We start from the raw sequence: 21,142 nt of genomic DNA, 5'->3' as shown, positions 1-21,142 counted from the left end.
GGAGCAGATCATGAGCGACAACAACAACAACGGCCAGGCCTCGAACCCCGAGGTGCCGAACGTCGGTGCGACCCCGACGCACTCGAACCCGCAGACGCCGGCTCCAGATGCCGGCGCGCAGACACCGCAGGCCCCCCAGGCTCCCCAGGCTCCGGCCGGGCACAGCATCCCCGCCACGTTCGGCTCGCACCAGCAGCCGACGCCGGGCTTCCAGGCGCCGCACGCCGCGCCGGCGCAGCCTGGCGCGTCGTTCGGTGCCTCGCAGCAGGCGCACGTCCCGCCGTATGGCGCGGCGCAGACGGCACCCATCGACTCGAACGTCGCCACCATGCCGCAGTCGTCCAAGAAGGGCAACGGCACTGTCAAGGTCGCCGGCCTCCTCCTGGCCGCTGCCATCGTGGGTGGCGTCGCGGGCTTCGGCGGCAGCGCACTCGGCGCCGCCGTGCTGAACCAGCCGGTCTCGCAGTCCGCGTCAGGGCCCGAGACGGTCACCGTCAACAACCCAGGGTCGGTCAACGAGACCACGGCCATCGCCAGCGAGGTGCTGCCGTCGGTCGTCACGATCGAGGTCGCCGGCCAGCAGGAGTCCGGCAGCGGATCCGGAGTGATCCTCGACAAGGAGGGTCACGTGCTCACCAACACGCACGTGGTCACCCTTGGCGGTGCGGTCGCCGATCCGACGATCCGCGTGACCACATCTGACGGGCACATCTATTCGGCGACCGTGGTCGGCACCGACCCGGTCTACGACCTCGCGGTGATCAAGCTCGAGGGCGCCAAGGACCTCAAGCCGATCGACTTCGCCGACTCGTCCAAGCTCAACGTGGGTGACACGGCTGTGGCCGTCGGCGCCCCGCTCGGGCTGTCGAACTCGGTGACGACCGGCATCGTCAGTGCGCTCAACCGCAGCATCCAGGTCGCCTCGTCGGCTCTGCCCGACACCGCTCCTGACGAGAACCAGACCCCAGGCGATGGATCGGACGGCGGTGACTCCGAAGGCGGACCGTTCCAGTTCGACATCCCCGGAATGGGCGCCCAGCAGGCCAAGCAGTCCATCTCGATCGCGGTGATCCAGACCGACGCCGCCATCAACCCCGGCAACTCCGGTGGCGCACTGGTCGACAGCAAGGGACGCCTGATCGGCATCAACGTCGCCATCGCCACCGCGGGCAACTCGTCGCAGGGCGGCGAGCCCGGCTCGATCGGTCTCGGCTTCGCCATCCCTTCTGACATCGCCAAGCGTGTCGCAGGTGAGCTGATCGAGAACGGCGAGGCCACACACGGCCTGCTCGGAGCCACGGTGCGCGATGCGTCCAGCGTCGAGGGTGCCTCGGTCGCCGGTGCGGTGATCGTCGACCCGACCGCAGGCGGCGCCGCTGCTGACGCGGAACTGCGCGGCGGTGACATCGTCACCGAGTTCAACGGTGCGCCGATCACCAGCGCGAGCGACCTCACCGCCCAGGTGCGGGCCGCCGCTGCCGGCAGCAAGGCCGAGCTGACCTACGTCCGCTCAGGAAAGACGTACACGACCGAGGTCACGCTCGGTGAACTGAAGCTCTGAATCCGGCGCGAATCCGCCCCGGTTCGCTCTCAGGACAGGACGCCACCCCGCGATAGGCTCGCGGGGTGGCGTCCTTCTCGTTCGGAACCGGCAACGCGGCCAAGCTGCTCCGGCTGCCGTTGTATGCCCTTGGGCGCATAGGAACCCTGCTGCTGCCGCGCGGTGACACCTGGGTGTTCGGGTGCGGTGCCGGAGTGGGCGATGGGGCGCTCGCGCTGTACCGCGAGGCGTCGGATGCCGGGCACCGCACGCTCTGGCTGGCGCGCAGCTCCCGCGATGAGGACGATGCGAAGGCCATCGGCATCCGCACCAGGCGCCGCGACGGTCTTCGGGGCTGGTGGGCGACGGCCAGAGCCGGTGTTCTCGTCGTCACGCACGGGCTCGGAGACGTGAACCGCTACGGCAGCAGCGATGGTTTCGTCGTGCAGCTGTGGCACGGCATCCCGCTCAAGCGGATAGGACTCGATTCGCCGGTCACCGTGCAGGTGCCCAGCGGCATCCCTGCCGCAGGCATCCTGCGCCACGTGCTCACCGCGCTGTACCGCGGGGCCGCACAGCGCATCCGCGTGCTGCCGGCCGCCTCGCATCGCTCCCGCGGGCGCCTCGAGTCTGCGTTCGGGCTCGGTGATGAGCGAGTCATCGTCACCGGAGAGCCGCGCGTTGACGTGCTCTCGGCGGGCACCGCGCAGCAGCGCGTCGCCACCGCGACGACCCTGCTCACCCGCACAGGTCCGCTGCGCTCCGACCAGAGCGCACTGCTGTACGCGCCGACCTGGCGCGACGGCGCGGGAGATGCCGCAGTGCCGAGCGCGGAGCAGTGGGTGCGGATCGTGCGGCTGCTCGAGCAGCATGACGCGGTGCTGTTCATCCGCTCGCACCCGCTGGGCGAGGGGGCGTATGCGCCGCCGTGGTCCAGTGGACGAGTGCGGATGCTGAACTCCGACCTGCTGCCGGATGCCACCCCTGCGCTGCCGCGCATCGACATGCTGGTCACCGACTACTCGTCGATGGCGTATGACGTGGGCCTGCTGGCCATGCCCGTCGTCTACCTCGCCCCTGACGTCGAGGACTACAGCAGGGATCGCGGCTTCTACGGGCGATACGAGGATGTCGCAGGCCCCGACTACGCCAGGGACTGGGACGATGCGATCGACCGCATCGACGAGGTGCTCGGCGACCACGACGCGTATACCGCGGCATCCGACCGCTCTGCCGCGCTCAGCGCGCAGATGCACGCTTACCGCGACGGGCGCAACGCCCACCGCGTGTACCAGGCCATCCGCGCGCGGGGGATCCCCGCGCCGAAGGGAGCACGATGACGACCGCTCGGATCGATGAGCAGACGCAGTCGCTGATCATCGCAGGAACCGGCCAGCGCCCGGCCTCCGCCGCACTCGAAGGCCCCCGTGCACGGGTCGCGGCCAAGGTGACCGGCGGCGGCAAGACCTGGAAGGCCACATTCCCGCTGCGCGCGGCGCGCTGGGGCGGCGCCGAACTGCCGCTGCCGTCAGGCGAGTACGGTCTGACCGTCGACGGCACCGAGGTGAGCGATCTCGACGTCGAGCCGACGCTGCTGCCCACTCTGCGGGTCGAGGTGCGCGGGGACGCGGTCACGATCGCACCGGCGATCGCACCCATCTACGAGACGACAGAGGGGCAGCGCACGCTCGAGGAGCGCTACGCGTCGCAGATCGGCGCCGGTGAGAACGCCGTGTTCTTCGAGAGCTTCTACGGGCAGACCGCGGGATGCAACCCTCGAGCGATCGACCGGGTGCTCGCCGAGCGCGCACCATCGGTCACCCGCTACTGGAGCGTCACCGACCTGTCTGTCGAGGTGCCGGACGGCGCCGTCGCGGTCGTCGAGGGCGGGCCGGAGTGGTGGCGTGCGCGAGCCGAATCCCGGATGCTGATCGTCAACGACTGGCTGCGCAAGCGCTTCGTGCGAAAGCCGGGGCAGCGCGTGCTGCAGACCTGGCACGGCACGCCGCTCAAGCGCCTCGCACTGCACCGGCCGGGGTTCGACCCGCGGCGGATGGCTGCCGTCGTGAAGGAGTCCCGCCGGTGGGACGTGCTGCTCGCGCAGAACGCCTACGCATCGCGCATCCTGAAGAAGGCATACGCGTTCTTCGGCAAGCCGATCTGGGTGGAGGGGTACCCGCGCAACGACATGCTCGTCACCGGCGGCCCTGCGCCGATCCGCGAGGCGCTCGGCATCGACGCCGACGAGCGCGTGCTGCTGTACGCGCCGACCTGGCGCGACGACCGCGCCGAGATGGTCGACTTCATCGATCCGCAGCAGCTCGCCGCCGACACGAACTCGGTCGTGCTCGTGCGAGGGCACTCGCGCACGCTCAAGCCGGGCCGCGACCACGCCGGGGCACGGGTGATCGATGTGACGGGCTATCCGGAGACCTCGCGCCTGCTGCTGATCGCAGACGCACTGATCACCGACTACTCCTCGGTGATGTTCGATTTCAGCGTCACAGGGCGACCGATGTTCTTCCTCGTGCCTGACATGGAGCACTACCGCGGTGAGCTGCGCGGGTTCTACTTCGATCTCGCGGAACGCGCGCCTGGTCCGCTGGTGCACTCGCAGGCCGAGCTCGTGCAGGCACTGGAGGACCGTGAGGTTCCCGTCGCCTACCAGGAGCGCTACGCGGCGTGGAAGGCGCAGTTCAACCGACTCGACGACGGAGCGGCGGCCGATCGGGTCGTCTCGCGCATCCTCGACCAGGGGTGGCTGACAGCGTAGGAGGCTGAGTATGGACGGGCACATTGCCGTGGAGCTGGCTGTGATCGGCTTCGGCAAAGGTGGCAAGACGCTGGCTGGTGCGTTCGCCGCTGCCGGTCGACAGGTCGCCATCGTCGAGCAGTCCGCCGCGATGTACGGCGGCACCTGCATCAACATCGGGTGCGTGCCCACCAAAGCCCTGATCCATGCCGCCGAGAATCCGGATCGCTCGATGTCGGACGAGGATTGGTTCCGCGCGTCGGCGACGCGCACGCAGATGCTGACCGCGACGATGCGTGCGAAGAACTTCGAGATCTTCGACAGCCCGGACACGGCGCGGGTCATCACCGGCCGCGCGGAGTTCGAGGACCCGCACACCCTGCTGGTGACGGCAGGGGACGACGAGCTGCGTCTGCGAGCAGAGACGATCGTCATCAACACCGGCGCGGAGCCGGTTCTGCCGCCGCTGCCCGGTCTGCGCGAGAGCGCGCGCGTGGTGACCAGCACCGGTGCACTCGCGTTGGCGGAGCGGCCAGAGCACCTGATCGTGCTCGGCGGCGGCTACGTCGGTGTGGAGTTCGCCTCGATGCACGCGGCCTTCGGCACGCGCGTGACCCTGGTGCACCGGGGAGAGCGTGTGCTCCCCGCCGAGGACCCGTCGACGTCAGCCGAGGTCGAACAGCTGCTCGCCGATGCCGGTGTCGCGGTCCGCACGAACACGACCGTCACGGCAGTCGAAGACGACGATGAGGGGGTTCGCGTCATCGCGCGCGCCGCTGACGGGGCCACGGTCGAAATCGCCGGGGATCGTGTGCTCGCCGCGCTTGGACGCCGGCCTGTCACGGCCGGCCTCGGGCTGGAGCGGGTCGGCATCGCAGTCGGCGAGCGTGGTGAGGTCGTCGTGGACGACCGGCTGCGCACCGGCCTCGAGCACGTCTACGCCGTCGGCGATGTGCACGGTGGACCGCAGTTCACCTACCTCTCACTGGATGACTTCCGCATCGTGCGCGATCAGCTGCTCGGGGCGGGGACCCGCCGGGTCAGCGATCGCGTCGCCGTGCCCACGGTCGTGTTCACGACCCCGCCGCTGGCGCGGGTCGGTCTGACAGAGAGCGCGGCAAGGGCCGCTGGCCGCGCCGTGCGGACATCCACGCGGCGCATTGCGGAGATGGCGACCGTCCCGCGCGCGAAGATGACCGACGCACGAGGCGTGATGAGCGCGGTGGTGGATGCTGAGACCGATGAGCTGCTCGGCCTGACCATGCTCGGCCACGACAGCCACGAGGTCATCAACGCGGTCGCCGTCGGCATGCGGCTCGGCGCGACCGCGAGCCAACTGCGCGACGGCATCTACACGCATCCGTCGATGACCGAGGCGCTGAACGACGTGTTGGCGCATCTGAACTGAGGCGCGGCTGCTGCAGGCGCGTCACGGCAGTGGCGTGTTGCGATCTCCCAGCCGGGAGGCGTCGACGGTGTCGCCCGCGCCGCGCAGTACGCCGGCGAGGAAGCCGAGTCCCCACGCGAAGTGCATGGTCGGCAGCACCGCCATCGTCCAGAGCCGCTCGCGCAGCCCGCGTCTCCCTGACAGCGCCACAGCGATGACCAGCACCGCATAGGCGAGTAGGGGCAGGTACACGGCGGATGCGGCAAGGCTCAGCCCGCCGGTGAGCACACCGGTCAACTGCAGCACGCCGACGATCAGCGCGAGAGCTGTCACGACCACCAGGGCGGGAGGGGCGAAGAACCGCAGGCCGTTGCTGCGGCCGAATCGGCGCACCAGCTCGCCCCGCCATGCACCGGTGGCGCGGAACTGGCGGGCAAGTCGCCACCAGTTCTCCCGGGGCCAGTAGGTCACCGACAGTCTCGGATCGAACCAGACCAGGTGACCGGCCTCGCGGATGCGCAGATTCAGCTCCCAGTCCTCACCGCGGCGGATCGTCTCGTCGAACAGGCCGACCTCGTCGAGCACCTCCCGGCGCATCACGCCCAGGTAGGCCGATTCGGCCTCGCCCTCGTGTTCGCTGCCGTGGTAGGCGCCGCCACCGAGGCCGACGGGGGAGTTGTACAGCCGTGCCACTGCGCGCTGGAACGGGGTGCGTCCATCGGCGCGCATCACGCCGCCGACGTTCGCAGCTCCCGTGCGAGCGAGGGTCTCCAGGGCCTGATGCGCGTATCCGGGCGAGAGCTCGGAGTGCGCATCCACCCGGATGACGGTGGGGTACCTGCTGGCGCGGATCGCCGCGTTCAGCCCGACCGGGATGTGCGCAGCCGGGTTCTGCACCAGGTGCACTCTGGCGTCTTCGGCCGCGAGGCGGTGCGCCAGCTCTGTGGTGCCGTCCGTCGATGGGCCGAGCGCCAGCACGAGCTCGGTCGGGCCGTCGACATCCTGCTCCAGCACCGAGCGCACGGCGTGCTCGAGGTAGTCGCGCTCATTGAGCACGGGCATGACGAACGAGACGCCCTCTGCTGCGGTCCGGTCGTTCTCGTGCACGAGTCGATCATGTCATGCGGGGATGGGCGTCAGAATCGGCCGCCGTTGAGGTCGGCCGACTATGGTCACCGGATGGACGCCATCAGAGATGTGAAGAAGGCGTACCGTCTGCTGCGGCGGACGTTCGCCATCAGGGCCGCTCGCGACCGCGTGCGGCGCAGATTCGCGGCCCGCGGTCCGCTGGATGCCGACCGATTCCGGATCGCCGTGCACTTCGCCGACAGCGACGTGAACATGTACCAGATCCGGCAGTGGTACGGGCCGCTGCAGCGGCTCAGCAGAAGACATCCCGTCGTCGTGCTCTCGCGCTCGCCGCTGGGGGCGGAGGCGTTGCTGGATGACGATGCGCTGCCGACCGCCTTCGTGCCCGGTGTCGATGATCTCGAACGGTTCCTCGACGATCAGCAGATTCGGATCGTGCTGTACGTGAACCAGAACACCCGCAACTTCCGGATGTTCCGCTACGGACGGCGCTGGCACGTGTTCATCAACCACGGCGAGTCCGACAAGGTGTACATGACCAGCAACCAGTACAAGGCCTACGACCACGCGTTCATCGCGGGCGACGCCGCACGCGACCGGTTGGCCGATGCGCTGTGGGACTACGAGGTCGACGCGCGCACGAGCATGATCGGCCGCCCACAGGCCGATCACTTCGGCGGTGCGCTGCCTTACGTCCCGGATGCGCGCAGCGTCGTGCTCTACGCCCCGACCTGGGAAGGCGATCGCGCGTCCATGAGCTACGGTTCCGTGCGCAGCCACGGCGTGACGCTGGTGGAGCAGTTGCTCAGCACCGGTCGGCATCGGCTGATCTACCGCCCGCATCCTCGCACCGGGGTGACGGATGATGCGTACCGTGCCGCACACCTTCGCATCGTCTCGATGATCCGCGCCGCGAACGCTGCGGACCCGGCGGCGCAGCACGTGCACGATGACGGCTCGCAGATCGGGTGGCAGCTGACAGCATCCGACGTCGCGATCGTCGACGTCTCGGCGATGATCTACGACCGCCTCGCCACCGGCAAGCCGCTGCTGGTCACGCGCCCGGTCAGCGACGAGGCGCAGATCGATCGCACCGGATACCTCGCCGACTGCGAATGGCTGACGGCCGACGCGGCGCACGACGTCGTCGCCGAGGTCGAGCGCGTCCGCGCCGACGAGGACGCGGTCGCTCGGCTGGGCCGCTGGTCGACGCGCTACTTCGGCGATACGACCCCCGGGGCTGCGACCGAGCGTTTCGAGGCGGCCGTGCAGCGGCTGTCGGATGCCTGGGAGGAGCACGCCGCGCGAGGAGACGCATAGCGCGGCCCCAGTATCCTGGACCGATGGGTGTCGTCTCAGATGGAAAGAAGGCATATCGGCTGTTGAGGAAGGCACTCGCCTCCCGCACCGCCGTGCAGCACGTCAGGCGCACCCTCTCGCGTCAGGGGCCGCATCCGAAGGGCCACTACAAGGTCGCGGTGTACTTCGCCGACGGTGCGGTCAACATGTACCAGATGCGGCAGTGGTACCGCCCGCTTGAAGACCTGGCGAAGCGCTGGCCGGTCGTCGTGCTCTCTCGGAGCGCCACTGGGGCTGAGAAGCTCATCGCCGAGGACGGTCCTCCGGTGGCCTTCGTTCCCACCGTGCGCAACCTCGAGAAGTTCATCGCCAAGCAGGACATCCGCGTCGTGCTGTATGTGAACCAGAACACCCGCAACTTCCAGATGTTCCGCTACGGACGGCGCTGGCACGTGTTCATCAACCACGGCGAGTCCGACAAGATGTACATGACGACGAACCAGTACAAGGCGTACGACTACGCGCTGGTCGCCGGTCAGGCGGCCCGCGATCGCCTGAGCCGCACACTGTGGGACTACGACATCGACCGCCGCACGATCGAGATCGGCCGCCCGCAGGCCGACCACTACTCCGGCACACTGCCGTACACGCCCGACGAGCGCATGGTCGTGCTGTACGCGCCGACGTGGGAGGGTGATCGGCCGTCGGCCCACTACGGCTCGATCGCCACGCACGGTGAAGCGATCGTGAACGGTCTGCTGGCCACTGGCCGCCATCGCGTCATCTACCGCCCGCACCCGCGCAGCGGTGTGGTGGACGATGCGTACGGCGCCGCGCACCAGCGCATCCTCGCCGCGATCTCCACGGCGAACTCGGCGGATCCCGCCGCGCACCACGTCTACGACGACGGCCCTGAGCTCGGCTGGCAGCTTGCAGCCGCAGACGTGGCCATCGTCGACATCTCGGCAATGGTCTACGACCGTCTCGCCGCGGGCAAGCCCCTGCTGATCACGCGTCCCGCCGACGAGCGGGCCTCGATCGACACGAAGGGATACCTTTCGGCGTGCGAGTGGCTGACGACCTCCGGCGCAGCCGATATCGTCGCAGAAGTCGATCGGGTCAGTGTCGACGAGGAAGCGATCGCGCGGCTGCGCACCTGGGTGCAGCACTACTTCGGTGACACCACGCCTGGGGTCGCCACCGCGAAGTTCCACGCGGCCATCGAAGAGCTGATGGCCAAATGGGATGACTGGCACAGCCGCGACGTCGACGACGAACCCGCTGACGACGATGACGAGGACGACGAGCGCGATGACGACGACGAGGACTGAGTGGACCTGACACGCGCGAGCGCGGTCGCCTCGCGGCTGCTGACGATGCCGGAGTGCGGCTCGACGAACGCCGAGCTGCGCGAGAGGGCGTCGGATGCTGTCGCCTGGCCGCATCTGTCGGTGCTGCTCACCGACTCGCAGACGGCAGGACGCGGTCGCCTTGATCGCACGTGGAACACGCCGCCGGGCGCAGCGCTCGCCGTCTCGGTGCTGCTGCGCGACCTGCCGGCCGCCATCGAAGCCCGAGGCTGGATTCCGCTGGCCGCGGGGGTCGCGATGACGGATGCTGTCTCGGCGCAGCTGCCTGAACACCAGGTGGGGCTGAAATGGCCGAACGACGTGCTCGTCGACGGACGCAAGATCTGCGGCATCCTCGCCGAGGTCAGCGGTGTAGCGATCATCGTCGGCACGGGGGTGAACACCGCCATGACCGCTGATCAGCTGCCCGTCCCGACGGCGACGTCGTTCGCGGCCCTCGGCGTGACAGCAGACGTCGACCGGCTGGTCACCGACTACCTCGCGAGGCTAGACAGGATCGTGCGAGACCTCTCCCTGGCAGGCGATGCCGGCAGCTCTGGTCTGCACACCGAGGCGAGTGAACGCTGTCTCACGCTCGGGCAGGATGTCGAGGTGTCGCTGCCCGACGGCCGGGTGCTGCGCGGTCGTGCCGTGCGGCTGGAGGCCGATGGGCGCCTGGTGGTCGACGATTCGAGCGCGGCCGGTGCGGTGGAGATCGCGGTGGCCTCCGGCGACGTCGTGCATGCCCGCTTGGTCTGACTTGCGACGTCTTCTGACACGCACGGGCCGCCTCACAGAGTTGTCAGCAGCCGCAGGCACAATGGAGGCATGACACAGCCGGTGACGCTCGGAGGACGGCCGATGATGCCGCCACCCGGCGCGCCCGTCGAAGAGCTGCTGGTCGCCCGATTCCGCGGTCATGCGAGACGCCTGCTCTGGTCGGCACTGGCGCTGATCGCGATCTGCGGCGCGACCACCTACTTCTACGACAACCTGCCGGCGCCGTTCGAGAACTGGATGCTGCTGGTGGCGGCCGCGGCGCTCGTGCTGCTGCTTGTCGTGGTGCCGTTCCTGCGCTGGCTCTCGCGCAGCTACACGATCACCAACAGGCGCGTGATCCTGCGCGACGGTCTCGGTTCGCGTCACCGCACGGAGCTGTCGCACACCCGCGGCTACTCGATCGCGGTGCGCCGGGGGCTGCTGCAGCGGCTGTGGGGTGCAGGGACGCTCACGCTGAACAATGGTGTCGATGCGCCTCTGCGGCTGCAGAACGTGCCGAGCGTCAACCTGGTGCACGAGACCCTGGCCGATCAGGTCGAGGTGAATCAGATCCTCGCGCACCGCGACGCGCAGCCCGGCTCCATCTGATCGCCCGCCGGCGCCGTGAGCCGTCGGCGTCGCCCTGATCCATCGCACGCGCGGAGTGCGCGAGAATGGCAGTGATGAAAGGTGCTTTGATGACGGTGCGCGTAGGTGTGATCGGCGGAGGACAGCTCGCCAGGATGATGATCGCCCCGGCGGTCGAGCTCGGTCTCGAACTGCGGGTGCTCGCCGAGGGCGAGGGCATGTCAGCGCAGCTGGCGGCGACCGCTGTCGGCGACTACCGCGATCTCGAGACGGTCCGCGCGTTCGCGCGTGACGTCGACGTCATCACCTTCGATCACGAGCACGTGCCGCAGGACGTGCTGCGTGCGCTGGTCGCCGACGGCGCTCAGGTGCACCCCGGCCCTGACGCGCTGCAGTACGCGCAGGACAAGCTGGTCATGCGGGCGAAGCTCACCGAGCTCGGCATTCCGCAGCCCGACTGGGCGGCAGTGCACGATCACCTCGAGCTGCAGGCCTTCATCAACGATCACGGCGGTCGCGCAGTGGTGAAGACCCCGCGCGGCGGATACGACGGCAAGGGCGTGCGCGTCGTGCGCATGGGCCTCGAGGCCGCCGACTGGTTCGAGCAGCTTCCTGAGGGTGAAGCCCTGCTCGTAGAGGAGATGGTGTCGTTCACCCGCGAACTCGCGCAGCAGATCGCGCGGCGCCCGAGCGGAGAGATGGTCGCGTACCCGGTCGTCGAGACCGTGCAGCGCGGCGGCGTGTGCGCGGAGGTCATCGCCCCCGCGCCCAACGTGACAGAGCGCCTCGCCGAGGTCGCCGAGCAGATCGGGCGGCAGATCGCGGAAGGCATCGGCGCGACGGGGATGCTGGCTGTCGAGCTGTTCGAAACCGACGACGAGCGCATTCTCGTCAATGAACTGGCGATGCGCCCGCACAACAGCGGCCATTGGAGCCAGGACGGCGCGGTCACCGGACAGTTCGAACAGCATCTGCGTGCCGTCGCCGACCTGCCACTCGGCCGCACCGAGCCCAGGGAGTCGTGGACCGTGATGGTGAACATCCTCGGCGGCCCGGCTGAGGGCACGCTCGCAGAGCGCTTCGCGCCGGCCATGGCCGAGCATCCCGAGGCGAAGATCCACACGTACGGCAAGGCGCCGCGCCCAGGGCGCAAGGTCGGACACGTCAACGTGACAGGCGAAGACCTCGACGACGTCGTGTACACGGCCAGGGCGGCAGCCGCGCACTTCAACTGACACTGCGCGCGATCGAACCAGGTCTGTTGCGTGCCGCTGCGACGTTCTCCCAGCGGCGCGCCGTAGCCTGTCATGGTGACTGAGCCACTGCATTCCTCGAGCTCGCCCCTGGTCGGCGTCGTGATGGGTTCCGACTCCGACTGGCGCGTGATGAGTGACGCCTCCCAGGCGCTCACCGACTTCGGCATCCCGCATGAGGTCGAGGTCGTCTCGGCGCATCGCACCGTCGAGAAGCTGGTGAGCTACGGACGTGAAGCGCGCGGCCGTGGCATCCGCGTCATCATCGCCGGTGCCGGGGGAGCCGCCCACCTGCCGGGCATGCTGGCATCGCTGACCGCGCTGCCGGTCGTCGGGGTGCCTGTGCCGCTGGCCTACCTCGACGGGATGGACTCGCTGCTCTCGATCGTGCAGATGCCCGCCGGCATCCCGGTGGCGACCGTGTCGATCGGCGGCGCGCGCAACGCGGGCATCCTCGCCGCGCGGATCCTCGGCACCTCCGACGCCGCTCTCGGCGACCGGGTCGAGGCGTACGCGCGCGACCTCGAGGGCCAGGTGGAGCAGAAGAACCAGCGGTTGAAGGACTCGCTGTGACTCTGGCGGCTCCGCGCGCCTCCGAACGAGGCGGGCGCCCGCTGATCGAGACGCGTCCGCTGCGCAATCCGGATGCCACCGATCCGGGCCTGATGGGCAGGCGCGGCTGGTGGCTGGTCGTCCTCAACGTGCTGATCCCCGGTTCGGCGCAGGTGCTCGCGGGCAACCGCAGACTCGGCCGTTTCGGAATCGGCGCCACGCTGTTCGGGTGGCTGGCGCTGATCGTGTTCGCCGGTCTGGCGCTGTTCGCCAGGCCCGCGCTGGTCTGGCTGATGACCGGACCGCTGTCGTGGATCGTGCTGACCCTTGTGCAGGTGCTGCTGCTGGCGTACGTCGTGCTGTGGGTCGTGCTGACCATCGACACGCTGCGACAGGTGAAGCTGGTGAAGGTGCCGACATTCTCACGGTGGGCCCTGCCCGTGGCATCCATCCTCATCCTCGCCCTGGTTGGCTCTGGGGCGGTCTACGCCTCGACGGTCGCCGCGTCCAGCCGTGGCGCGCTGACGACGCTGTTCGGCAACAGCGGGCCCAGCCTGCCGCCCAGCGACGGCTACTACAACATCCTGCTGCTCGGTGCCGACAGCGGCGACGGCCGTGACTCGATGCGGTTCGACAGCATCTCGGTCGTCTCGGTCAACGCCGACACCGGGGCAGTGACGATCACCGGCATCCCGCGCGACATGCGCAGCTTCCCGTTCGCAGAGGACAGCCCGATGCGCGATCCAGACCTCGTCGGGTTCGACTACCGCAACTACTTCGAGGGACACGACGACCAGCAGTGCGGCTGGGGACCCGGCGTCAACCAGCTCACGAACGCCGTGCAGGTGTGTCGTGAGGACGACGGCGTCGGCCTGTACCCGGACGCGGCGGAGCACGGCTCCACCCCCGAGATCGAAGCCACCAAGGACGCCGCAGAGGGGATCCTCGGCATCGAGATCCCTTACTACGTGTTCGTCGACATGGACGCCTTCGCCGCGATGATCGACGCGCTCGGCGGGGTGGAGATCACCGTGAAGGAGAGGCTGCCCGAGGGTGGCGGACCCGCGTACCCCAACCAGCCCGCCAAGGACTGGGCGACCGGCTGGATCGAAACGGGCACGCAGGTCATGGACGGCGACACCGCCCAGTGGTACGCCCGCTCCCGCTACACCACCGACGACTTCGACCGCATGAAGCGCCAGCGCGAGCTGCAGGTCGCGATCCTCAACCAGTTCACGCCGCAGAACGTCGTGACCCGCTTCAACGAGATCGCCGCAGCGGGAACGGAGCTCGTGCAGACCGACCTGCCGCAGGACAAGCTGCCGGAGTTCTTCGACCTGGTGATGAAGGCCAAGGAGCAGAAGGTCACCGAGATCGAGCTGACTCCGGACAACGGGTTCCAGGAGGGCGAGGTCGACTTCGATCACGTCCACGAGATGATGCAGGAGGCGCTGCACCCGCCGAAGACCGAGACGCCGGCGCCGTGAGCGCTCGCGCCGATCTCCGTTCGTGAATGGGCCAAGCGGGTCGACGGCCGCGCCTCGGGTTCTCCCAGCAGGCCGCGGATAGCATGACGTCATGAGTGTGCAGTTGCGGATCGTCCTCGATCAGGCGGTGCATGTCGTCGACGCCGATCAGGCACGGGCGGGGCTCGCGCTGGCCGCCGGCCTCGTGCAGACCGCGCCCCGCGGATGCGTCGTCTCGGCGATCGTTCCCAGTGGGACAGATCTGCAGCTGCATGGCGTTCAGGACGTGCGCACCCTGCCGCTCGGGCGACGTGAACTCGCCGGAGCGTGGCAGTTGGGAATCGCCGCCGGAGTCGGCGGCGGGCTCATCCACGCGCCCAGTCTGATGGCGCCGCTCGTGCGCCATGATCGCGTGCACGACAACGATCAGACGACCATCACGCTGTGGGATCTCGACGCGTGGGAGAATCCGGGCTCGCTGTCGAAGTCCGCCGTCGCCTGGCAGCGCGCGATGCTCAAGCGCGCCGTGAAGCACGCGGATGCTGTCGTCGTCCCCTCGCATGCCATGGCAGCGCGACTGAGCGATCTGGTGCGTCTCGGCGATCGGATCCGCGTGATCGCCGGGGCGGCTCCGACTGGTTTCGCAGTGCCGGCGGATGCTGAGCAGCGTCGCGCGGATCTGCAGCTCCCTGAGCGCTACGTCGTCGTGACAGGGGATGCGAAGTCGATGGCGGTGGCCTTTCGCGCTGTGGCGGCGGCTGACATCGACATGGTCGTGCTTGATGCACCAGACGGCACGGAGCCGCTGTTGGTGGATGCCGCATCAGCGGCGGGCCTGCCGGAGCGCAGGGCGCACATCCGCGGTGCCCTCGGAAACGCCGAACGGGCGGCTGTGCTCGGCGGCGCTGCGGCACTGATCGCGACATCTGAGTCGACGGCCTGGCCGTGGCGCGCCGTCGAGGCGATGTCGCTGGGAGTGCCGCTGGTCGCGGTCGACTCCGGCGTGCACCTGGATGTCATCGCCGACGGGGGAGCGGTGGTCGCGTCCGATGAGATCTCGGATGCCGTCGACGATGCTCTGCACGCTGGCGAACGGCGTCTGCGCGTGCTGGCAGCCGATCGCGCCCGCGCGTTCTCGTGGGCGAGCTCGGCCGAGCGGGTCTGGGCGCTGCACGCCGAGCTCTGACGGCAGACTGCATGCTGTCTGCGAACCTTCTGCGAGCCGCCTGCGAGCCGTGGCGAAACGCCGTCGAAAGGCGGCCGATATACCGGTCGGGTGGCATCATCCGGCAACTTCCGTCACACTAGTCACATGACTTGGGGTGGAGTCCGTTCCAGACGCGTGTCCGCAGCAACCCGTTGGGGGGTGACGCTGCTCGCCGTCGTCGGCCTTGTGCTCGGTACTGCGGTGCCGGCGACAGCGATATCCGTGCCTGTCGCTCCCGCGGCGGCAGGAGTCAGTGGTGGTCCGGTCAAGACCTCGCTGGCCGGCTTCGACGCCGGCAATCTCATCAGCGACGCGGTCTTCACCAACAAGACAACGATGACCGAGGCCCAGATCCAGTCCTTCTTCACCTCGAAGGTGAAGACCTGCCGCGGCGGCAGCGACAAGTACGGTCCGATCGTCTGTCTGAAGGACTTCCGGATCAACTCCGTGACGATGCCCGCCGACAAGTACTGCAAGGGCTACACCGGAGCGAAGAACGAGAGTGCGGCACGGATCATCTACCGGGTGTCGCAGGCGTGCAACATCAACCCCCAGGTGCTGATCGTCATGCTGCAGAAGGAGCAGGGCCTGGTCACACACACCTGGCCCAGCGCATGGCGCTATGACATCGCCCTCGGCCAAGGCTGCCCGGATACCGCCCCATGCGATCCGAACTTCGTCGGCTTCTTCCACCAGATCTACGGTGCTGCGCGCCAGATGCAGCTCTACATGGAGGGCAGGTACTTCACTTGGTACGCCCCCGGCAAGACGTGGAACATCCTCTACAACCCGAACAAGAGCTGCGGCACATCACCCGTCAGAGTTGCAAACAAGGCGACTTCGGCGCTGTATTACTACACGCCGTACCAGCCGAACGCGGCGGCGCTCCGAGCAGGCTATGGCACTGGCGATTCGTGCTCGGCATACGGCAACCGCAACTTCTACAACTACTTCACCGACTGGTTCGGACCGACGAAGGCGAATGTGCCGGGCGCGCCCGGCAGACCGACGGCCACAGCGGGTGACCGTCAGGCAACCGTGTCCTGGCCCGCGCCTGGATCCAACGGCGGGGCTGCTATCTCCAGCTACACGGTGACGGCGCAGCCCGGCGGTCGGTCAGTGACGACGACCGGTGCGACCAAGACCGTGGTCACGGGCCTCAGCAACGGCACGAGCTACACGTTCTCTGTCACGGCCAAGAACCTCGCCGGCACCTCGAAGGCGTCCGCTGCGTCCGCCGCGGTCGCGCCGAAGTCGCCTGCGGTGACGCGTGAGGGTGGTGTGTCGCGTTATGAGACGGCTGTTGCGGTGTCGAAGGCGGGGTTCCCGTCGGCGGGTGTTCCGGTGGCTTATGTCGCCAGTGGACAGGATTTCCCTGATGCGCTGTCGGGTGCGGGTGCGGCGGGTGCGCTGGGTGGTCCTGTGCTGTTGACACGTTCGGGTGGTCTGCCGGACGTGGCGAAGGCGGAGTTGGCGCGTTTGGCGCCGAAGCGAGTGGTGATTCTGGGGGGCACCGGCGTGGTGTCCGCGGCCGTCGAGAAGCAGGTGCGTGCCGTGGTGCCTGCGGTGACGCGTCAGGGTGGTGCGTCGCGTTATGACACGGCGGTTGCGGTGTCGAAGGCGGGGTTCCCGTCGGCGGGTGTGCCGGTCGCGTATGTTGCCAGTGGGCAGGATTTCCCTGATGCGTTGTCGGGTGCGGCTGCGGCGGGTGCGCTGGGTGGTCCTGTGCTGTTGACACGTTCGGGTGGTCTGCCGGACGTGGCGAAGGCGGAGTTGGCGCGTTTGGCGCCGAAGCGAGTGGTGATTCTGGGGGGCACCGGCGTGGTGTCCGCGGCTGTCGAGAAGCAGGTGCGTGCCGTGGTGCCTGCGGTGACGCGTCAGGGTGGTGCGTCGCGTTATGACACGGCGGTTGCGGTGTCGAAGGCGGGGTTCCCGTCGGCGGGTGTGCCGGTCGCGTATGTCGCCAACGGCCGGGATTTCCCTGACGCGTTGTCGGGTGCCGCCGCCGCGGGGGCGCTCGGAGGACCGGTGCTCCTGACCTGGCCTGGGGCAGTGCCGGACGCGGTGACGGCTGAGCTGGCGCGACTCGCGCCGAAACGAGTGGTGATTCTGGGGGGGACAGGGGTCGTGTCCGCGGCCGTCGAGGCGCAGATCAGCGCGCAACTGTATGAATGATCAGTCGCAGGGTGGCGGCGATGATCGTCTGTCCAGCGCTCGTGCCATAAGATGATTGGGCCGCGACGACCGCCACCGTCGCCGTACGAGTTAGTGGGCCCGTGACTGATACCCGAGATCTTTTCATCGCTGTGCCGCGCTCCGACTTCGACACCCCTGGCAAGAGCCACGGCCTGATCGATGTCGTGCGCTGGCGCTATCTGCTGCGCCTGCTGGTGCGAACCGGAGTCACGACTCGTTACCGCAACTCGGTACTGGGCTGGCTCTGGTCGTACGTGCGCCCAGCGGCTCAGTTCCTGGTGTTCTGGATCGTCCTGGGCATCTTCATGAATCTTGATCGCGTCCCGAACTACGCGGTCTATCTGTTCTCGGGGATCGTCGTCATCAACCTCTTCTCCGAGGGATTCAAGAACGCCACGACGTCGATCGTCGGGAATGCCGCGCTTGTGCGCAAGGTGTTCCTCCCGCGGCAGCTGTTCGCGGTTTCCGCCGTGCTCGTCTCGTTCGTGCACTTCCTTCCGCAGGTCGGTCTGCTGCTGCTGGTATGCCTGCTGATGGGATGGGCAGCCCACATCACGGTGCTCGGCGTACTGGCCGCACTCGCCGGCATGGCCATCGTCATGGTCTTCTCGCTCGGTCTCGGCCTGCTGTTCGGAGCGATCAACGTCCGGTTCCGCGACGCTGAGAACATCGTCGAGCTTCTGCTGCTGCTCGCAACATGGGCATCACCGGTGCTCTACTCCTGGACCATGGTCGAGGACGCCATTGTCGACAAGCTGCATTGGCCGAGTTGGCTCGTCGAGGTGTACATGCTCAACCCGATCACCCAGGGAGTGCAGCTGTTCCACTACGCGTTCTGGCGGCCGGCCACCCAGGATCTGGTCAACGCCGCGGGATATGTGGGCGATGCGATCATCCCGCTGCCTCCCGGCCTCGGCATCAACACGCTGTGGACGGCGCTGATCGCGGTCGCCACACTTCTGCTCGGGCAGTTCGTGTTCCGCCGCCTTGAGGGAAAGTTCGCCCAGGACCTATGAGTGAAACCACACTGCGCCCGAGCATCATCATCGATGATGTACGCAAGACGTTCACCCTGAACCACGCGTTCTCGCTGAAAGACACCGTGGTGGCGTGGATACGACGCCGCAAGCTGACATCCACGTTCGAAGCACTCAAGGGTGTCGACCTGGTGATCGGCGAGGGTGAATCGGTGGCGATCCTGGGCATGAACGGATCGGGCAAGTCGACACTGCTCAAGTTGATATCCGGAGTGATGGAGCCCGATGGCGGACAAGTCCTCACGCGCGGCCGGGTCGCCGGGCTCATCGAGGTGGGTGCGGGATTCCACCCCGAGCTGTCCGGACGCGAGAACGTGTATCTCAATGCCGCGATCCTCGGAATGAAGAAGGCCGAGATCGACCGACGCTACGACGAGATCGTCGCCTTCAGTGAGATCGAGGAATTCATCGATCAGGAGGTAAAGCACTACTCGTCTGGGATGTTCCTCCGCCTCGCCTTCGCGGTCGCTATTCATGTCCGGCTCGACGTTCTCCTGATGGACGAGATCCTCTCGGTCGGCGATGTCCCGTTCCGAGAGAAATGCCGCCGGAAATTCGAGGAGTTGATCGCTGCAGGCAAGACTCTCGTCGTGGTCAGCCATGACATGGAGATGGTCCGCGACCTCTGCACCCGCGGCGTCGTGATCAGCAGGGGCGAAGTCATCTACGACGGCGAACTCGAAGGCGCGATCGCTCTGGTGGACGTCGCGTGATTCTCGATTGGTTCGCGCAACTGCCGGTTCTGCTGGTCGCCGCAGGCGTGATCTTTGTGCCGGGGGTGCTCGCGCTCCGGTTCGCAGGGTTACGCGGATTGCCGATGGTGGCCTTCGCGCCACTGTTCACGGTCGCGGCGACAGCTGTGATCGCGATGCTGCTGGGTCGACTCGGGGTGCCGTGGGGCCTGGTGCCGTGGGCTGCGGCCATGGTGGCCTTGGTCCTCATCGCTCTGCTCATCGGTCGATGGGCCGGTGGACAACTCCATGATGCCGTGCGGCCGTCGCTGCACTGGCTGCTGCCGGCAGCCGTTGGTGTCGGCATCGTGCTGTCCGCTTGGCGCGTCGTCGCTTACGTGCAGGATCCTTTCGGTATCTCGCAGACGAACGACGCCGTGTTCCACATGAATGCCGTCCGCTACATCCTCGAGACCGACAATGCCTCATCGCTGCACGTCAACTCGGTGATCGGCGGCCGAAGCTTCTATCCTGCAGCGTGGCACGGGACCGTCTCACTCATCGTGCTGCTTACGGGTGCTGAGATCACTGTGGCGACCAACATGGTGACAGTGGTGATCGCAGCTGCGATCTGGCCTCTTGGCATCACCTGGTTGGCGCGCGCCGTGACGGCCTCATCTGACGTTGCGGCTTACGCGGCGATCCTCGCGGGTGCGCTGCAGACCTTTCCACTGCTGATGTTCCAGTGGGGAGTGCTCTTCCCGAACGCCCTGTCGACCGCCATGATCCCGGCCGCGATTGCTTTGGTCATCACTCTCCCGCGCTGGGGAGGGACCACGCGCCCGGTCGCCCACGTCGTGAGAGTCGCGTTGCTCATCCTCGTGGGAGTCGCGGCGATTCTGCTCGCGCAGCCTGCTGGTGTTTTGCCGTGGTTGGCGATCTGCGCGGTGTGGCTGACGTTCGAGGCCTTCGCGCGACGTGCAGCCTGGGGCTGGCCGCGTTTGGCCGGTGCGCTCGGCGTGCTCTGGCTTGCGGTGATCGCGATCTGGCTGTACCTCGCGCAGGGAACGTCCGGATCGCATTGGCCACCGTTCCGCGGCAAACTCGCGGTGTTCCTCGACGTGCTGTTGAACGGGCAGGTGATGATCCCGTTCGCATTCGGCATCAGTGCACTGATGCTGATCGGACTGGTGGTGGCGGCACGTGCAGCAGCGTTGCGCTGGTTCGTGGTCGCCTGGGCCGGGATCTCGACGTTGTACCTGCTGGTGGCGGCCATCGGCGCCCCGTTGATACGTGTCGGCATCCTCGGTGCGTGGTATGCCGATCCATACCGGATCGCCTCGCTGGCGCCCATCGTGGTCATCCCGCTCGCCGCCATCGGGGCGGAAGCCCTCGTGCGTGGGATCTCAGCCCGAACACGATGGTCCGCCGAGCCGACGTCGACGCTGGTGGGACTCGCAGCGACGACAGTGTTCATGATCGTGCTGATCCTCCTGCGACCGGTCGCCATGCCGGCCGTCACGCAAGGTACGTACGACCGCGAGTCACGTTACCTGGCGGCCACCGACGCCTACCTCAACCCTGACGAGCGACAGCTGCTTGAATCGCTGGACGAGAACGTCCCGGCGGATGCGCGGGTGATCGGAAACCCTTCTACGGGCTCAGGCTTCGGTTACTTCCTCAGCGGCATCGACGTGTATCCGCGAACGTGGGCGGCTCCGCGCACATCTGAGTGGGATGTCCTCGCCGCCGGGCTTCGGGATGCGGGCACCGATCCCACCGTCTGCACCGCGCTCGAAGCGTTCGGCGACCCGGAGTACGTCCTCGACTTCGGCGAGGGCGAAGCGGGACCCGGCCGGTATCTGATGCCTGGCATGACAGACTTCGCGGGCCAGCCGGGCTTCGAGCTCATCGACTCCGTGGGGGACGCCTCGCTCTGGCGCATCACGGCGTGCGCTCAGTAGCGTCTTGGGCTCGACTCGGTAAGATCTGTTGTG

The 21,142-nt window shown here is 67.8% G+C and carries 17 protein-coding genes; 16 read left to right on the top strand and 1 reads right to left on the bottom strand.

Annotated elements, in window-relative coordinates; translation table 11 throughout:
- Positions 1-10: 10 nt before the first annotated feature.
- The 4 genes from MNR00_RS11270 (at position 11) to MNR00_RS11255 (ending at position 5,700) form a co-directional block, all read left to right on the top strand.
- Positions 11-1,561, top strand: coding sequence for a trypsin-like peptidase domain-containing protein (locus MNR00_RS11270; RefSeq protein WP_241926016.1), 1,551 nt, complete (start codon positions 11-13; stop codon positions 1,559-1,561).
- 65 nt (positions 1,562-1,626) lie between these two features.
- Positions 1,627-2,880 (top strand): CDP-glycerol glycerophosphotransferase family protein, encoded by a 1,254-nt coding sequence (locus tag MNR00_RS11265; protein ID WP_241926015.1) that lies wholly within the window; start codon positions 1,627-1,629, stop codon positions 2,878-2,880.
- Positions 2,877-4,313, top strand: coding sequence for a CDP-glycerol glycerophosphotransferase family protein (locus MNR00_RS11260; protein ID WP_241926014.1), 1,437 nt, complete (start codon positions 2,877-2,879; stop codon positions 4,311-4,313). The genes MNR00_RS11265 and MNR00_RS11260 overlap by 4 nt, the downstream gene beginning before the upstream one ends.
- A gap of 10 nt (positions 4,314-4,323) precedes the next feature.
- Positions 4,324-5,700 carry an FAD-dependent oxidoreductase gene (locus MNR00_RS11255; RefSeq protein WP_241926013.1) on the top strand — a complete coding sequence of 459 codons (1,377 nt, stop codon included), beginning with the start codon at positions 4,324-4,326 and terminating at the stop codon, positions 5,698-5,700.
- A gap of 21 nt (positions 5,701-5,721) precedes the next feature.
- Here the strand turns inward: MNR00_RS11255 and MNR00_RS11250 are convergent, their stop codons facing one another.
- The gene (locus MNR00_RS11250) at positions 5,722-6,741 is read right to left on the bottom strand and encodes a glycosyltransferase family 2 protein (protein WP_241928831.1); all 1,020 of its coding nucleotides are present in this window, start codon (positions 6,739-6,741) and stop codon (positions 5,722-5,724) included.
- Between the two features lie 117 nt (positions 6,742-6,858).
- Here MNR00_RS11250 and MNR00_RS11245 point away from each other — a divergent pair, with 117 nt between their 5' ends.
- The 12 genes from MNR00_RS11245 (at position 6,859) to MNR00_RS11190 (ending at position 21,109) form a co-directional block, all read left to right on the top strand.
- A complete protein-coding gene (locus tag MNR00_RS11245; RefSeq protein ID WP_241926012.1) occupies positions 6,859-8,088 on the top strand; it encodes a hypothetical protein in 1,230 nt (409 codons plus the stop codon).
- Positions 8,089-8,111: 23 nt separating this feature from the next.
- Positions 8,112-9,398, top strand: a complete 1,287-nt coding sequence (locus tag MNR00_RS11240; protein WP_241926011.1) for a CDP-glycerol glycerophosphotransferase family protein — start codon at positions 8,112-8,114, stop codon at positions 9,396-9,398.
- Positions 9,399-10,175, top strand: coding sequence for a biotin--[acetyl-CoA-carboxylase] ligase (locus tag MNR00_RS11235; RefSeq protein WP_241926010.1), 777 nt, complete (start codon positions 9,399-9,401; stop codon positions 10,173-10,175).
- A 69-nt stretch (positions 10,176-10,244) separates the two neighbouring features.
- On the top strand, positions 10,245-10,784 hold the full coding sequence (locus tag MNR00_RS11230; protein WP_241926009.1) for a PH domain-containing protein: 540 nt from the start codon (positions 10,245-10,247) through the stop codon (positions 10,782-10,784).
- A gap of 89 nt (positions 10,785-10,873) precedes the next feature.
- Positions 10,874-11,998, top strand: a complete 1,125-nt coding sequence (locus tag MNR00_RS11225) for a 5-(carboxyamino)imidazole ribonucleotide synthase (RefSeq protein WP_241926008.1) — start codon at positions 10,874-10,876, stop codon at positions 11,996-11,998.
- Positions 11,999-12,121: 123 nt separating this feature from the next.
- The gene (gene purE, locus MNR00_RS11220) at positions 12,122-12,589 is read left to right on the top strand and encodes a 5-(carboxyamino)imidazole ribonucleotide mutase (RefSeq protein ID WP_241928830.1); all 468 of its coding nucleotides are present in this window, start codon (positions 12,122-12,124) and stop codon (positions 12,587-12,589) included.
- The gene (locus MNR00_RS11215; RefSeq protein ID WP_241926007.1) at positions 12,586-14,055 is read left to right on the top strand and encodes an LCP family protein; all 1,470 of its coding nucleotides are present in this window, start codon (positions 12,586-12,588) and stop codon (positions 14,053-14,055) included. Before purE ends, MNR00_RS11215 begins: the two co-directional genes overlap by 4 nt.
- Positions 14,056-14,146: 91 nt before the next feature.
- Positions 14,147-15,220, top strand: a complete 1,074-nt coding sequence (locus tag MNR00_RS11210; RefSeq protein ID WP_241926006.1) for a glycosyltransferase — start codon at positions 14,147-14,149, stop codon at positions 15,218-15,220.
- A 180-nt stretch (positions 15,221-15,400) separates the two neighbouring features.
- Positions 15,401-17,416, top strand: a complete 2,016-nt coding sequence (locus MNR00_RS11205) for a cell wall-binding repeat-containing protein (RefSeq protein ID WP_241926005.1) — start codon at positions 15,401-15,403, stop codon at positions 17,414-17,416.
- 101 nt (positions 17,417-17,517) lie between these two features.
- The gene (locus MNR00_RS11200) at positions 17,518-18,453 is read left to right on the top strand and encodes an ABC transporter permease (RefSeq protein ID WP_241926004.1); all 936 of its coding nucleotides are present in this window, start codon (positions 17,518-17,520) and stop codon (positions 18,451-18,453) included.
- Positions 18,450-19,187, top strand: a complete 738-nt coding sequence (locus MNR00_RS11195) for an ABC transporter ATP-binding protein (RefSeq protein ID WP_241926003.1) — start codon at positions 18,450-18,452, stop codon at positions 19,185-19,187. The genes MNR00_RS11200 and MNR00_RS11195 overlap by 4 nt, the downstream gene beginning before the upstream one ends.
- Positions 19,184-21,109, top strand: coding sequence for a DUF6541 family protein (locus MNR00_RS11190; protein WP_241926002.1), 1,926 nt, complete (start codon positions 19,184-19,186; stop codon positions 21,107-21,109). The genes MNR00_RS11195 and MNR00_RS11190 overlap by 4 nt, the downstream gene beginning before the upstream one ends.
- The last annotated feature ends 33 nt before the right edge of the window (positions 21,110-21,142 follow it).

The organism is Microbacterium sp. H1-D42, from assembly GCF_022637555.1.
Taxonomy (GTDB): Bacteria; Actinomycetota; Actinomycetes; order Actinomycetales; family Microbacteriaceae; genus Microbacterium.
This window is presented reverse-complemented; position numbering and strand designations above follow the sequence as displayed.

Coding starts and splice junctions, on each gene's coding strand:
- MNR00_RS11270 (WP_241926016.1), top strand. CDS start 11: ATGAGCGACAACAACAACAACGGCCAGGCCTCGAACCCCGAGGTGCCG.
- MNR00_RS11260 (WP_241926014.1), top strand. CDS start 2,877: ATGACGACCGCTCGGATCGATGAGCAGACGCAGTCGCTGATCATCGCA.
- MNR00_RS11255 (WP_241926013.1), top strand. CDS start 4,324: ATGGACGGGCACATTGCCGTGGAGCTGGCTGTGATCGGCTTCGGCAAA.
- MNR00_RS11250 (WP_241928831.1), bottom strand. CDS start 6,741: ATGCCCGTGCTCAATGAGCGCGACTACCTCGAGCACGCCGTGCGCTCG.
- MNR00_RS11245 (WP_241926012.1), top strand. CDS start 6,859: ATGGACGCCATCAGAGATGTGAAGAAGGCGTACCGTCTGCTGCGGCGG.
- MNR00_RS11240 (WP_241926011.1), top strand. CDS start 8,112: ATGGGTGTCGTCTCAGATGGAAAGAAGGCATATCGGCTGTTGAGGAAG.
- MNR00_RS11230 (WP_241926009.1), top strand. CDS start 10,245: ATGACACAGCCGGTGACGCTCGGAGGACGGCCGATGATGCCGCCACCC.
- MNR00_RS11225 (WP_241926008.1), top strand. CDS start 10,874: ATGACGGTGCGCGTAGGTGTGATCGGCGGAGGACAGCTCGCCAGGATG.
- purE (WP_241928830.1), top strand. CDS start 12,122: ATGGGTTCCGACTCCGACTGGCGCGTGATGAGTGACGCCTCCCAGGCG.
- MNR00_RS11210 (WP_241926006.1), top strand. CDS start 14,147: ATGAGTGTGCAGTTGCGGATCGTCCTCGATCAGGCGGTGCATGTCGTC.
- MNR00_RS11195 (WP_241926003.1), top strand. CDS start 18,450: ATGAGTGAAACCACACTGCGCCCGAGCATCATCATCGATGATGTACGC.